Raw genomic sequence first — 13775 nt, forward strand, 5'->3', positions numbered from 1 at the left:
AGGTTCCTCTGTGATGTCTTGCAGTTCATGCATGATGCTCTGAGGTTCACGCACGATGCTTTGAGCATGGCTGACGATACTCTGAGGTTCGCGCACGATACTCTAAGGTTCACGCGCGATGCTCCGGAGGTTCGTCGATGATACTCTGAGCATGGACGACGATACTCTGAGCAGGGCTGACGATACTCTAAGGTTCACGCGCGATGCTCCGGAGGTTCGTCGATGATGGTCTGAGCATGGACGACGATACTCTGAGCATGGACGACGATACTCTGAGGTTCACGCACGATACTCTAAGTAGGGCTGACGATGGTCTGAGCATGAACGACGATACTCTGAGGTTCACGCGTGATGCTCTGAGTATGGCTGACGATGCTCTGAGTATGGCTGGCGATGCTCTGAGCATGGCTGACGATGTTCTGAGGTTCGGGCACGATCGCTGTAGGGTAGTGACGGAACCTCAGAGCATGGCAACCTTACAGCGATGGGGCAGACTGGTCGTTCGTTGCTTTGCTGGCTCTGGCTTTCAGTGCTTTGAACAAGGTGCCCAGTTGCTCGGCGATCGCCTTCAGTCCGGGTGTCTTCTTCGCAGCCGTCTTCACGTAGTCATACACCGTAAGGCTGCTGCTCATCGCTTCACTGCCGACTGCCATCAGAGTATCATCCACCTGTTCGGTAAGCTGGCGCAGCAGCATGAGTAACTCGGTGAGGTTGCTGGAAAGCCGATAGTCATTGCCAAAACCGTCAAAGTCAAAGCTGGCTGGCAGAATGTTGCGGTTGCTTTGAGCCGCTTGAAAGCTATTTTGCACAAAGGCGAGACGACGATCGCCCATCTTATACAAACGCTTGCGCTCTTCAGCACTCAGCGTCACGAGAAAGGGCATCTTCTGCTGAATGGTCGCGATCGCTTGCTTAATGTCTTGCAGGTCTTTGTCTGAAAGGGTCGTGTTGATGTCCTGGTAGGGCATGGCTGAAACTCCGAGTAAAAAATAATCTACCGTAGAGTGCCCAAATTGCCTTGCTCAAAAACTTTCGTCTTCAAAAGTGATGCCGACGGGCATTAGAACCATCTACATTGCCATCGTATGAGTCGGCTATAGCGTACTGTCACTGCTTAACCGCTGTCTCAAGTCACGGATTGCGGCGCTGGTGTTGCGATCGTAGGCAAGTTGGAGGCAGCGATCGACCACAGCCTGAAGATCGATTCCTGGGAAGTAACGGCTTTGGGCTGACACGCAATAGGCATCGTCCTGAAGCTGATGAATACGAAGCTGATGCCGCTTATAGAGCCACACTTCTGGAACCCGATAGGGCAAATAATCATCGACATCGGAGTAGCTGGTGACATCAATCTCAAGCACCAGATCAGGTGGTGGATCGATGCGCCAGTCAATGCGCCTTTTACCTGAGACGGCTTCCCAGTTGTCAATGTAAAAGCAGTAGTCTGGTTCAATCCCGCTTTCCTCCGGCAGCTTCATTGTGATTGGGGTAAAAGCATCGTAGTCACGCTCACGGTGATCCAGCAGCGTTGTAGTGACATCAGCGATCAAACTGGCATCTTTCCCGTGATGGAACAGCGGAGACATGAGAAGCACTTCTCCATTACGGTACTTGAGACGAGGCAGCGAACCGTCGCCCCGCTGTTGGCTCAAACTCTTGTACTCGTCCCAGGTGGCGGGTAGACGCAGCACTGCACCGGGTCGAAGTTGAATGTGCTCGCGGGAGACGATCGCAAACATGGCTATACGTGCAAGAAGGTTACCCTTATTATCTCAGGCAGAATAGCGATGTTCTTGAACTAACTTTGGGGGAGAGCAAGCAATCTACTGACGATCTTCCCCGAAGCCTTCCATGTAAGCTTTGTTGGTCGATAGATCAGAGCGACCACCCTCTAAGCAACCAACATACTCACCAGCAGCTTCCAAGACAGACATGCCAGCTTTTTCTGATGATTTGGTGCGTACTGCGTGCTGCTGCTTACTTCTAAGAAATTCTACAAAATCCAACACTTCTTGCTGTTCACGTGAGGAGAGCGTTTGTAAGCCTTCTACCACTCTCTGCTGAATTGGCTGCATACGATCGTCCCTCCCAATGCAGTGCTTCTAATACACTAACCCGTGACTCCACATCCTCTGCTCTTTAAGCGATCGTCACTCTCAATTGCTTAGTCACATACTCAATCAGCTCTAACGTCCGTGCTTTGTGATCGAGCTTGGGCGATCGAGGTAAGAGTTTGGCTCGTCTACGTCTCTCATGAGCGCTTGACGAAAAACCAGGCGCAAAGTTTTATCTGAAGGGTTTGAGCTTTCTCCGTCAAGCTAATCTACTAGGTTTGCAGCCACGTCTTCTCACAAATGGCTTAGGACTGCTGTATCTCATTAGCAATGTGATTCTGGAACTCTTCTAAATTGCTCCAGGCTTCATGAAAGGTTGTAAAACCGGGACTCTTTAGAGAATGGGTGTTGCCATCAGCGTATCTAGGGCTGAATCCTAAAAATTCCTTTTGGTGAGGAAGTTGGCTCCAATCCTGCTCTGGTATCCATACCGCTTTAACCTGACGAAAAAAGCCTGTGTCCGTCTTACGGACTTCATTACTCAAGAACTCAACAACATGGGTGACTTTTGCACGTTGATGTAAAATCATTAAATCTCCTGTCACTGGTGTTTGAAATCCGTGACTTCCCAACCGCCACATCAACTCAAAAGTTCTACTTTCTGGTTGTTGTCTTTGATCCAGTAAATAAGCCCATCCCTCTGGATTTTTGACGTTTTTAATAAAAAGGATCTTTGCTGGATCACATTTCTGTAGCTCTTTTCGAGTGATTGGCTGCACCAATGTTGGCGGTGGGTCAACAATCTTTTTTGCTCTTAGCTGATCGGCTGTTTCACGGATACGCTGAGCCACGATTGTAAACGCCTCATCCTGGTCTGCCCAACTTGTGATCGGTTTAGCGTAGGTTGGGAGGACATTCAATTTACTGAAAGGTACATCAGGATGGTTCCAGTCACATGGGCGCAGAATGATCGGAATAACACGGGCTTCCCCACTGTTATGTCGTTCTATCGCCCGCTTCATTTCTGTGCCGAAGCAGTAGTCGGAAGCAATGAAGTTCCTACTGACCAATAAAAGAATGATGTCTGCTGTGTTGAGTTTATTAAGAATATTCGGCTCCCTTTCACTGCCAGCTTCCAGTTCAAGGTCATGCCAAGTACTAATCTTCCTGGCTCTTCTTAGTCCTGCCAGGTGATCTTCTAACGTATTCCGCATTTCTAGATCTCTGCGCGAATAAGAATAGAAGATTTTAACGGCTTCTTCTGCCATCTTGTTCTTCCAGCAAAATGTAAATGGTGCTTTTGGCTCATTGTAATCTTCTCGTCATAGCTTACAGGGCTTCTGAAAAAATGTAGTCCCAGCCTTCAGAAACCCAGTTCTAAGCCTTGAGCCTTATTCATCAGTGGTTGATGCTTGATTCATTGAGTGATTCTCGTCGTGCGCCTCAATAAAACGGTGATGTGCCTCTGCTGAAGCAAACTGCGATCGTTCTTTCAAGTGACGATCGCACTTCCACACAATCAGCACAAAACGCAAGCAGCTCTCAGCAGCGAACTCAGCGCAGTTTTGCGATCGCGGCTCCATTGACCAACAAGACGTTCGTCAACAAATCTCGCACTGTAGCGATGAGTATGCGCTGATCGTTCACTTCAAATTGGACAGTGACGCGATCGATGCCAACGTGTCCAGGTGGAGTGAGATGAGCGATGCAAACGGCTTCCTGCTGGCGGTCTAGAGAACGGTAGGTTTCCTGTTGGCGCAGTGGTGCGCTGGTCATTCTGCCTTGAGCATCGTAGGTCATCTCTGCCTGGGCGATCGTGGCAACTTCGCCAATCTCCAGCCGAATTTCTGACTGTCCATTAGTGGCAACTTGCAGCGTCAGAGGCTCCGATCGCTGGCAGGGGTAGCGACTGCCCCGTTGGAACAGCGGCACGTAGGTATAGGTGCCCGCATACGGTTCCCAGAGGCGAATGGCATAGCTGTGGCGGAGATAATCATCAATACTTGCAAGCTGACTCACTGCCAGCGCACCATGCGCGATCGCTTCAAACGGTTTGTCGAGTCGCACACGCTGCCGCCCGAAGTACGACAGCACCAACTGCTGCACGGCAGGAATCAGACAACTGCCACCCACCAGCAAGACTTGTTCGATGTCTGCTTTACTGATGCCCTTGCTGATCGCGATCGTCAACACCTCATCCAATGCCTGTCGTAACTGCTCTAAAAGCTGCCGCGCTTCCAGAATGGACTCGAAGCGATCGCGATCGAGCGCAAACTCGCAAGACATGAACGTTTCCTCATCCAGCCAGCTTTCCTTCGCGACTTCAACGCCAGAAAGCCTCATCTTCAGCCGCTCAGCCAGGGCAAGCAGATTTTGCCAACCGACTGCACCCACAGCCTCGCGCGACGAACCGATTTGGTGAAGGTAGTCTTCCACAAGCCAAAGGTCAATGTCTTCTCCACCAATGTACGCATCAGACTTTGCTAAGACTTCAGCTCGTTGTACCAAAGAGTCATCTATACCTGTATCAGGCGCAGCGGCGATCGTTCGCACCAGGCTCAGGTCAAGCGTCCCGCCGCCAAAGTCGATCACCAGCACTAGCGAACCGGGCTGTTGGATCGCATAACCTAATGCCGCCGCCGTTGCCTCATCCACCAACTGCACAGTCAGTAGACCAAGCCGTGTTGCCACATCCCGAAACCAGCCCAGATAGCTCTCAAAGGCACCGATCGGCACCGTGAAAATCACCTGCGTCGGCTGAATGTGCTGTTCCTGAAGCTGTTGCCAGATGACCTGCAAAAATTGCTCTGAAACAGACTCAGCGCTATAGGTTTGCCCATCGATTTGACGGGACGGCGGCTGAAACGCAGCAATCAGATCACGTTTGAACGCTTTGAAGAGTCGATCGGGTTGCATCAATCCCAACCGCTGCGATCGCACCTGTTCTCCCACGATCAGGGTTTCCGCATCTTCCACAAACACCAGCGTTGGCACCACCGGAATTTCTTGTACATCTCCTGACTTCTGGGTCAGCCGAAACATCCGCGAAAGACCTGGAAACCTCAGCGTCTTCGGTGTTTGTGTATCCGGCTCCAAAAGGCTGACAACCGTATTGCTGGTGCCAAAGTCGATCGCGATCGTAGTCATGGAGGAGTTTTTAGTTGTTGGTTGTTAGTCATTAGAAGAAGTCAGTAGTCAAGGCTAACTCACCCCCCATCTCCCCATCTCCCCATCTCCCCATCTCCCCATCTCCTCACTCCTCACTCCTCACCCCTCACTCCGCACCTTTCATCCCTCCCGGCAACGTCCGGCTTACTTTGGCGGGGCAGAGAATACGATCGCCCTGGCAGTAGCCAACAAAGCGAATATAGACAGGTTCTCCGGTTACAAGATCATCTGTGTCAGGCTGATGGTTTTGGGCGTTGAAGGGCACTTGCTCCCAGACAGAACCGATCGGGGCAATATGCCAGGTTTCAAGCAAATTCTCTAACGGGTTAAAAAGCGCAACCAGATTACGGGCAGGCAGATCGGGCTTGACCTGTGCCATTTTGCAAGCGCTGGGATAGTTAGTGAGCAGCGGTTGCAGTTGGGCAAAGCTGTGGCTCTGAAAGTCTTCGTGCAGTTGAGCCTTTTGCTGCTGTAGTTCACCACGTAGGCGCGAACACTGCTGCTGCAACGCTGCGATTTGGGCATCGACGGTAGCGTCAGCGACAGGGGGCGCGATCGTCGTTGCGTGTGAGCTTGCAGATGTTTTGGGGTTTTTGCTGATCAGGCTGAGCGTGAAGCAAAGGCAGACTAGCGTCAACATGCAGCCAAACCAGAAAAGGTCAGGATCATCCACCATAGCCTTGACTCATGACTCTAAATTTTTCTGTTGTAGCGACTGGGTTGTGTCTACAGGCAAATTTTCCTCACCTTCATAGTATGCAGGCAAAAACTCCTGTGACTCTACGGTGCCGAGTGCCTGTTCGATCGCTGCTGTTGTCGTCGTACAGCTTGTGCCAGCGGCATTGAGTACGGTTTCAATGACCTTGCCATCTTTGCCAATGCGGTATTCAATTTTTTGATACTCAGCCATGAAGCTGTCCTTCTTTCATCTAAGAGCTTGCTAAAAAATAACTGCACACTTTTGGCTCAGCGATCAGCGATCAGCGATCAGTTTTTCACTGACGGCTGACGGCTACAGACCATGCTGTTTCTGTACAACTCCTCACCAATCAACACGCAGTCAAGAGAGTGATGCTTCGCCCTTTCCTTCATTTTGGTGAATGGTTCGTAGGATGACAACCGTGAGAGAGCGGCGCGTGTGCAAGCAGCGATCGTTCAAAGAAAAATAACCCAAACGGGTACCATCAAACGTTTGTCATTCAGTTTAGGCTGTCTCCGTAGTCGAGTCAGATTTAAACCTTTAGAGGGAAAACTTATGTCACCCAAACATGGTTTTAGTGTTCGCAATGGCGATAATACGCCTCAAGGCGCGTTTGCCCAAACTGGTAAATTCGGCAGGATGTTTCCAGAGCTTCCAGCTTTTACGCCATCGATCGACAGCCTGACGGCGTTGGGCAACGCGATGACGGACGATAGAACTGATCCGAAAGAGCCAAAACGAGATCACCCCGATGGAGACAATCCCCACGTTTCAGCAGGACTTACCTATTTTGGGCAGTTCATCGACCACGACATTACCTTTGACCCCACCTCGCTGAAAGAGAAGCGGGTTGATCCTCAAGCACTGGTTAACTTCCGCACACCCGCGCTCGATCTAGACAGTCTCTACGGCGCTGGTCCTGATGATCAACCCTATCTGTATGAACTGGGCAATAAGGATAAGTTTCTCGTTGGCACAAACACGCCCAGCGGCACGAGAAAGCCGAAACCGACACCTGAGAACCCCAATGCAGTCGAGGACATCATTGCGCTCAAGCAAAATGACCACGATTTGCCTCGTGCTGTCAGCAGTATCGCGCTGTTAGGCGATCCTCGGAACGACGAAAATCTCATTGTGGCGCAGACGCACCTTGCGTTTCTCAAATTTCACAACAAGATTGTGGATGGACTCAATGATGGTTCGATTCCGCGTCAGGCAGCGATCGACAAATCGATTTTTGAAGAAGCCAGACAGTTGGTGGTGTGGCACTATCAGTGGCTTGTGGTCTATGACTTCCTCGATCGCATTCTCGACCCCAACCAGATCAATAAGGTGCTGAACGAGGGGCGTAAGTTTTACAAGTTCGACACCTTTCCATTCATCCCGGTTGAGTTTTCGACGGCTGCCTATCGCCTGGGTCACAGCATGATCCGCAGCACCTACGACTACAACCGCGCATTCACCTTTAATGATCGATCGGATGGTAGTCGGCTGACCGACGCAACGCTGGAACTGCTCTTTACGTTTACCGCTAAATCTGGCGATGGCGATATCGTGTTTCCTGGTTTAAATGCGACCCTGCCAAGCAACTGGATCATTGACTGGAGACGCTTCTTCGAGCTTGATACAGATATCAAAGTGAATCTTGCCCGCAAATTCGATCCATTCCTGGTGAATCCGCTGAAGAACTTGCCAAACGTTCCAGCACCCGCTTCGCTTGCCGTCAGAAACCTGATTCGAGGGCGCAGTCTAGGGTTGCCGTCGGGTCAAAGTGTGGCTAAATTCTTGGATCTCAAGCCGTTGAGTTCCAGTGCTTTTACATCGATTCCGGGTCCTGATGTTGATGTGGTTGTTCGTCATGGCTTTGACAAGGAAACGCCGCTCTGGTACTACATCTTGAAAGAAGCGCAAGTGCAACAGCAGGGCTTACGTCTGGGTGAAGTGGGTAGCCGTATTATCGCGGAGGTGTTTTTGGGTCTCTTTGAGGGCGATAGCAATTCCTTCTTTGTGCGTAATCGCCACTGGAAGCCAACGCTACCTTCTAAAGTGCCAGGAAAGTTTACCTTTGCAGACATGCTGCGGTTTATGGGAGACATTAGCCCGATCGATGGTCTTGAAGCTTAAGCATTGCGATCGCGACTAGCCCAAGATCAATAACCCAAGCAGACGGACTGAACATTGCTTCAGTCCGTTTCGTTTTTCAGGAACCTTTAGTGACTTGCTCCCAATACACATTTCCGCGTCTTTGGAAAGATCTATGAAGGATCACTAGCCATTCCTGAAACTTTTCGTTATATTGGTTTACATAGTTTAACGAAGCTTCATCAGTTGGCTTAGCCCCATCTCTTTGACAGCGCTAGTTCGTTGATCCGTAACCTTTATCAATCTGAAGTAATTGGAGCAATAATCATGACTAACGCAACAAAAGTAACCACTCCGATCGTCGAAACAGACCGCAACGCATGGAAGTTTGGCTTCACTCCCCAAGCAGAATTGTGGAACGGTCGTCTTGCCATGATTGGCTTTGCGGCTGTACTACTAATTGAGCTTTACTCTGGTCAAGGTGTTCTACATTTCTGGGGTTTACTGTAGGTTCGTTGAACCTTTCAGGTTTTCGGTCAATGGAAGCCAGTCATCATTAATCTCTCTTAGTAGCTGCTGTTTCGACCCATGCATTAGGTTGAAACAGCAGCTATCATCTTTTTAAAGCGAGTGTTTATGCACGGTCACATGGATCGATCGCATCTAAGCGAAAAATGCATGGGCAATAGGCAACAGGGCGATCGCTTATGCTTCCGATGTATCAACATAGCCTTGAATATTTTCAGGCTCGAACTGCCTCAAAATAGTTGTTGCCTGACGTGTCAGAGCCTCTGAGCCTTTCACGACGACCAGGTACTTTCCAGCGTTGAGTCGATTGCGGTAAGGAAGGGCATCACCGCTGCCAGTGATCAAGCCAACTCCCCCACCCACAAAAATACTACCCAGGGCACCTGAGGCAGCACCCAACAGCCCACCAATAACGTGACTGCCAATGTTTCCCGCCCAAGCAAACGTATCGAGATTAGTGATCAGGTTAAAGACATAGCCAGCAGCGAAGCCAAAGGGTACAAGCCAAATAGCCAGTAGCTTGACCTGCTTACTTGCCTGCTGGTTTGGGTCAAGCAGCCCGTACTCGTCTGCGCTTTTGTAGCCCCTACCGAGGATGGCGACCTTGGTCATCGGCAAGCCTTGGCTTTCTAGCGCTGAGTAGGCTTCTTCTGCCCGAATGCGATCGCTCAAGACGGCAACAAGATAATTCATAGAAATAGGTAAACGGACACGACTGGAGTAGATGTAATGCATTTTAGCGGTCAGCGGTCAGCGGTCAGCTTGGAGAAACTGTTTGCTGATCCTAAAAGCTTTAACTTGGTAGTCATACGAAGTAATGCTCCGCCAGCTTTTCATCATTTCCTAGTTCATCATTCATCTTGTGCTGACTGCTGACTCCTAAAGGTTGTACCGCTAGCGGCTCCTATTGATCGAAACAGAAATTGAAATTAAAAAAACAAGCAGTTTAGGCAAAGTGAGACTTAAAATGGCGTACTCTAGATGGTCTGTATCAGCAGCTCTTTTCATCTTAAGTTAGTCGGAGTTACCTTTGCGTCTTCCTTCTTGACTGGTCTTTTGGTGTCATGGCTGAGCCAGAAATAATCCCTGTTGTTCTAGAGCGCTCTGCGTTTAACCCTCACTGGTGGCTATGTCTAAAGTTCTTGTTTCTGATCCGATCGACCAGGTAGGGATCGATATCCTCTCTCAGGTGGCTCAGGTTGACGTGAAAACAGATTTGTCGCCCGACGACCTGATCCAGATCATTCCTGACTATGATGCGTTGATGATTCGCTCGGGTACTCGCGTGACTCAGGCGGTCATTGAAGCGGGAAAGCAACTGAAAATCATTGGTCGAGCAGGCGTTGGCGTTGACAACGTGGATGTGCTGGCAGCAACCCGCAAAGGCATTGTGGTGGTTAATTCACCTGAAGGTAACACGATCGCGGCTGCCGAACATACGTTAGCGATGATGATGGCAATGTCACGCTACATCCCTGAAGCAAATCAGTCAGTCAAAGCAAACAAGTGGGATCGTAAGCAGTTCACGGGCGTTGAAGTGTATAAGAAAACGCTGGGGATCGTTGGACTGGGTAAGATTGGTGCCCATGTTGCGACGGTTGCTCGTGCGATGGGCATGAAGCTATTGGCATACGATCCCTTCATTTCTCATGAACGCGCAGAGCAGTTAGGTTGCCGCATCGTCGAGATGGATGTGTTGCTACAGCAGGCAGATTACATCACTCTGCATATTCCTAAAACAGCGGAAACCACTCATTTGATTAATGCAGCAGCGATCGCACGGATGAAGCCGACTGCACGCATCATCAACTGCGCTCGGGGTGGCATTATCGATGAAACTGCCCTGGCAGAGGCTCTAAAAGGCGGCAAAATTGCTGGAGCCGCGCTGGATGTTTACGAGCAAGAGCCACTGGGCGAATCGCCTTTGCGATCGCTCGGCAAGGAAATGGTGATGACTCCTCATCTAGGCGCTTCAACTGAAGAAGCACAAGCAAATGTGGCGATCGATGTAGCCGAGCAAATTCGGGATGTGCTGTTGGGGTTACCTGCGCGATCGGCAGTCAACATTCCCGGACTGCGCCCCGATTTGCTAGAACAACTGCGCCCCTATTTGCAACTGGCGGAGACACTAGGCAATCTGGTCGCGCAACTGGCAGGCGGACGAGTCGAATCGCTCACGGTGCGCCTTCAAGGTGAACTGGCGACCAATCAAAGCCAGCCGATCGTCGTAGCCGCGCTTAAGGGCTTGCTGTCTCATGCACTGCAAGAGCGGGTCAACTACGTTAATGCCAGCCTGGAGGCAAAAGAGCGTGGCATTCGTGTTATTGAAACTCGTGATGCATCCATCAAGGACTATTCGGGATCGCTGCATCTTTCTGCCAAAGGCTCACTAGGCGAACATTCCGTTACCGGAGCGCTACTCGGTGACTCGGAAATCCGCATTACTAACGTGGATGAGTTCCCAGTCAACGTGCCGCCCAACCGCTACATGCTCTTCACACTGCACCGCGATATGCCAGGAATTATCGGTAATATTGGTTCACTCTTAGGCAACTTCAACGTCAATATTGCCAGTATGCAGGTGGGACGCAAAATTGTGCGTGGCGATGCCGTGATGGTACTTAGCATTGACGATCCCCTGCCTGACGGGATTCTAGATGAGATTTTGAAGGTGTCGGGTATTCGGGATGCCTATACGGTAACGTTATAGCTATTAGCTGTCAGCGCTCAGCCGTTAGTCGCCTGTGTTTACGGCATGAGCGACGAGAAATACACAACAACACAAGCTGATGGCTGATTGCTAATCGCTGACCGCTCTTATGGCAAATAGCTGGTGGGAAATTCAGATTCTGTGTGACTCCGCGCTGGAAGAAACCATCTTTTGGCGACTGGAGATGTTCGGTTGCCGTGGTATGTCCAGTGAAGTGAAAGGTTACTCGTCTCTCATCAGTGCTTATTTACCGCAGGAACAGGCGCATGTGCTTGATCTGGCAGCCTTGGCGCTGGCATTACGGCAGGATGCTCTTTGCATTGGTCTACCCATTCCAGCCGTGCAGTGGGATTTGATTGACGAAGAAGATTGGTCAAGCACCTGGAAAGAGCATTGGCAACCGCAGGAAATTGGCGATCGCTTCCTCATCAATCCTGCCTGGTTGCCGAAACCAGAGCAGACCGATCGCATCATTCTTCAGCTTGAACCCGGCGTTGCTTTTGGCACGGGCGATCATGCGACAACGCAACTCTGCCTGGAATCACTCGAAATGCGCCTGGGCAGTGATGTTGCTGATCTAATCATTGCCGATATTGGTTGCGGTTCGGGCATTCTCTCGATCGGTGCTATTCTTTTGGGTGCAAAGCAAGGCTACGCGGTTGATACCGATCCGCTGGCTGTGAAGGCAGCACGCGAGAGCCGCGACCTTAACGGCATTGATGCACACCATCTCATTGTGGAACAAGGCAGCGTCGATCGCGTGGCTGAGTTAATCGCTGCGCCTGTAGATGGCATTGTCTGCAATATTCTTGCTGAGGTCATTATTGACCTGATCCCACAGATGACCGCGATCGCCCATCCGCACACCTGGGGCATCTTTAGCGGCATTCTGCTCGATCAGGCAAAACCCGTCGCCGATACGCTCGAAGAAAACGGCTGGGTGGTCGCAGCCCTCTGGAAGCGCCAGGACTGGTGCTGCATGAACGTTAGGCGAACGTAGGAGAAAACCTAAGCGCGATCGCTCACCTGATGGGTGAATAGACCATCAAAAGCCCAACACCACGATCGATGCTGGGCTTCTTAAATTCAATGCGATCGATAAGAGACTCGATGACATCATCTATGCCAATTATGGATTGGCGTAGAAATCGTTACTGACGGTTAAGCGAAGATCGGCTGAGGGGTCAATCACAATTAAGTTTTGGGGCGTTTGTGTTTGGGTGGCAGTTTGTCCACCAGTGGCACCAGCTAGAATGGTACCCAGATCAATTTTTTGTCCCAGAATGGTTGCTAGGACGGCGCTGGTTGCCGCAGAGGTCGCCGCATCTTTAAGTGTGCCAGGGTTGGTGTTTTGGGTCACGGGCTGCCCACTGACCACTTGCGATCGCGCACTAAAGGGATAGGACTGGCTGCCGATCGTCACCCGTTGGGCAATAAACTGCGTACCCAAAATTTGACCATTGCTGCTGACCGGAATCAGTTGACCCGCAATGTCGCTGTCTCTGGGAATGACGACTTGACCCTGATTATTTTTGAGATCATCAACCACCCGTAGCGTCAGATTATTGATGGTTTCACCAGGAGTCACTACAATTTTCTGTGAACCGAGGTAGCGGATGTTGACTGACGTACCTTGAGGCACCAGATAACGCGGATTTAGCGCCGTTTGATTCGTGGTTGGCGTTGGGTTACTACCTGTAGTTGGTGTGCTGCCGTTGAGTCGGGCAATGTAGTTGTTTGCGCCTTCGCTAGTGGCGATCGGAGCCAGTTTGCCCTGATTCACCAAAGTCTGATAGATATAGGCAGCAACATCCGCACGAGTTGCGGTTTCGTTGGGGTTGAGAAAGCTGACATTGGGGTAATTGACCACTACATTCCGCTCTGCCGCTGCTGCTACGCCACTTTTCGCATAGGCAGGGATTTCGCCGCCATCTCTAAACGTTGCCAGAGTTGTATCGGCAGCGCGTGCGGGCGTGAAGTTCAAGCCGCTGGAAAGGGCGACCAAGACCTGCACTTTCGGAATTTGCTGTTCTGGTTTGAAGGCACCATCGGGATAGCCACTCATGAAGCCTGTTTCATACGCTTTGCCGATCGCCGTTGCTGCCCAGTACGAGCCAGGAACATCACCGAAGCCGCGCGAGACACGCACTGAACTGTTGCTGAACGCATTTTTGACGATCGCCGCAAACTGAGCGCGGGTCACTGGAGCATCGGGCTTGAAGGTGCCATCGGGGAAACCTGCAATAATCTGCCTTTCAGCCAGCGTTTCGATGAAGGGGCGTGCCCAGTGAGAGCGGGTATCGGAAAAGTTAGCCGCTGTAGCCGGAGCTGAAACGACGAACGGCGCAATGGCGCTTGAGCTTACACCCAATGCCAGCATGAATGCACTTGCCGAAGACCAATGACGAACATGAGACATAAAAAAACTCCGTAAACGCTGAAGCGATACTGATGAATGACACGTATGAGCGATAGCAAAAAATCGTTTCTTTTTGAGTACTGCCTACAGGCTCAATAAGAATTGGTGATGCAA

15 protein-coding genes are annotated in these 13775 nt (G+C 50.7%); 4 read left to right on the top strand and 11 right to left on the bottom strand.

Translation table 11 applies throughout. The annotated features are described in order from the left end of the window. Positions 1 to 293: 293 nt before the first annotated feature. From AC5JO6_RS00115 to AC5JO6_RS00155, 9 genes are all read right to left on the bottom strand, one after another. Positions 294 to 434 carry a hypothetical protein gene (locus AC5JO6_RS00115; protein WP_496079000.1) on the bottom strand — a complete coding sequence of 47 codons (141 nt, stop codon included), beginning with the start codon at positions 432 to 434 and terminating at the stop codon, positions 294 to 296. 42 nt (positions 435 to 476) lie between these two features. Next, complete coding sequence (locus AC5JO6_RS00120) at positions 477 to 968, bottom strand: hypothetical protein (RefSeq protein WP_496079001.1); 492 nt, start codon at positions 966 to 968, stop codon at positions 477 to 479. Between the two features lie 126 nt (positions 969 to 1094). After that, positions 1095 to 1739 carry a Uma2 family endonuclease gene (locus tag AC5JO6_RS00125; protein ID WP_496079002.1) on the bottom strand — a complete coding sequence of 215 codons (645 nt, stop codon included), beginning with the start codon at positions 1737 to 1739 and terminating at the stop codon, positions 1095 to 1097. Between the two features lie 84 nt (positions 1740 to 1823). Then, on the bottom strand, positions 1824 to 2075 hold the full coding sequence (locus AC5JO6_RS00130; protein WP_496079003.1) for a DUF2281 domain-containing protein: 252 nt from the start codon (positions 2073 to 2075) through the stop codon (positions 1824 to 1826). 284 nt (positions 2076 to 2359) lie between these two features. Further along, positions 2360 to 3322 (bottom strand): TIR domain-containing protein, encoded by a 963-nt coding sequence (locus AC5JO6_RS00135; protein WP_496079004.1) that lies wholly within the window; start codon positions 3320 to 3322, stop codon positions 2360 to 2362. A gap of 123 nt (positions 3323 to 3445) precedes the next feature. Continuing rightward, positions 3446 to 3580: a hypothetical protein gene (locus AC5JO6_RS00140; protein ID WP_496079005.1), complete on the bottom strand. Its 135-nt coding sequence runs from the start codon at positions 3578 to 3580 to the stop codon at positions 3446 to 3448. 28 nt (positions 3581 to 3608) lie between these two features. Further along, positions 3609 to 5201 (bottom strand): Hsp70 family protein, encoded by a 1593-nt coding sequence (locus tag AC5JO6_RS00145; RefSeq protein ID WP_496079006.1) that lies wholly within the window; start codon positions 5199 to 5201, stop codon positions 3609 to 3611. 127 nt (positions 5202 to 5328) lie between these two features. After that, positions 5329 to 5898: a nucleotide exchange factor GrpE gene (locus AC5JO6_RS00150; RefSeq protein ID WP_496079007.1), complete on the bottom strand. Its 570-nt coding sequence runs from the start codon at positions 5896 to 5898 to the stop codon at positions 5329 to 5331. 9 nt (positions 5899 to 5907) lie between these two features. Next, the gene (locus tag AC5JO6_RS00155) at positions 5908 to 6132 is read right to left on the bottom strand and encodes a DUF2997 domain-containing protein (protein WP_496079008.1); all 225 of its coding nucleotides are present in this window, start codon (positions 6130 to 6132) and stop codon (positions 5908 to 5910) included. Between the two features lie 345 nt (positions 6133 to 6477). On the opposite strand from AC5JO6_RS00155, the gene AC5JO6_RS00160 reads away from it, so the two are divergent. Next, positions 6478 to 8046 (top strand): peroxidase family protein, encoded by a 1569-nt coding sequence (locus tag AC5JO6_RS00160; protein WP_496079009.1) that lies wholly within the window; start codon positions 6478 to 6480, stop codon positions 8044 to 8046. A gap of 285 nt (positions 8047 to 8331) precedes the next feature. Beyond that, positions 8332 to 8514: a high light inducible protein gene (locus AC5JO6_RS00165; protein WP_496079010.1), complete on the top strand. Its 183-nt coding sequence runs from the start codon at positions 8332 to 8334 to the stop codon at positions 8512 to 8514. Positions 8515 to 8709: 195 nt separating this feature from the next. Here the strand turns inward: AC5JO6_RS00165 and AC5JO6_RS00170 are convergent, their stop codons facing one another. Continuing rightward, the gene (locus AC5JO6_RS00170) at positions 8710 to 9225 is read right to left on the bottom strand and encodes a hypothetical protein (protein ID WP_496079011.1); all 516 of its coding nucleotides are present in this window, start codon (positions 9223 to 9225) and stop codon (positions 8710 to 8712) included. Between the two features lie 436 nt (positions 9226 to 9661). On the opposite strand from AC5JO6_RS00170, the gene serA reads away from it, so the two are divergent. Together serA and prmA are read left to right on the top strand one after the other, a co-directional pair. After that, on the top strand, positions 9662 to 11242 hold the full coding sequence (serA, locus tag AC5JO6_RS00175; protein ID WP_496079012.1) for a phosphoglycerate dehydrogenase: 1581 nt from the start codon (positions 9662 to 9664) through the stop codon (positions 11240 to 11242). A 109-nt stretch (positions 11243 to 11351) separates the two neighbouring features. Then, on the top strand, positions 11352 to 12242 hold the full coding sequence (gene prmA / locus AC5JO6_RS00180; RefSeq protein ID WP_496079013.1) for a 50S ribosomal protein L11 methyltransferase: 891 nt from the start codon (positions 11352 to 11354) through the stop codon (positions 12240 to 12242). Between the two features lie 129 nt (positions 12243 to 12371). Here the strand turns inward: prmA and AC5JO6_RS00185 are convergent, their stop codons facing one another. Beyond that, positions 12372 to 13661, bottom strand: coding sequence for an S-layer homology domain-containing protein (locus AC5JO6_RS00185; protein ID WP_496079014.1), 1290 nt, complete (start codon positions 13659 to 13661; stop codon positions 12372 to 12374). Positions 13662 to 13775 lie beyond the last annotated feature (114 nt).

This window comes from Tildeniella sp., assembly GCF_059505325.1.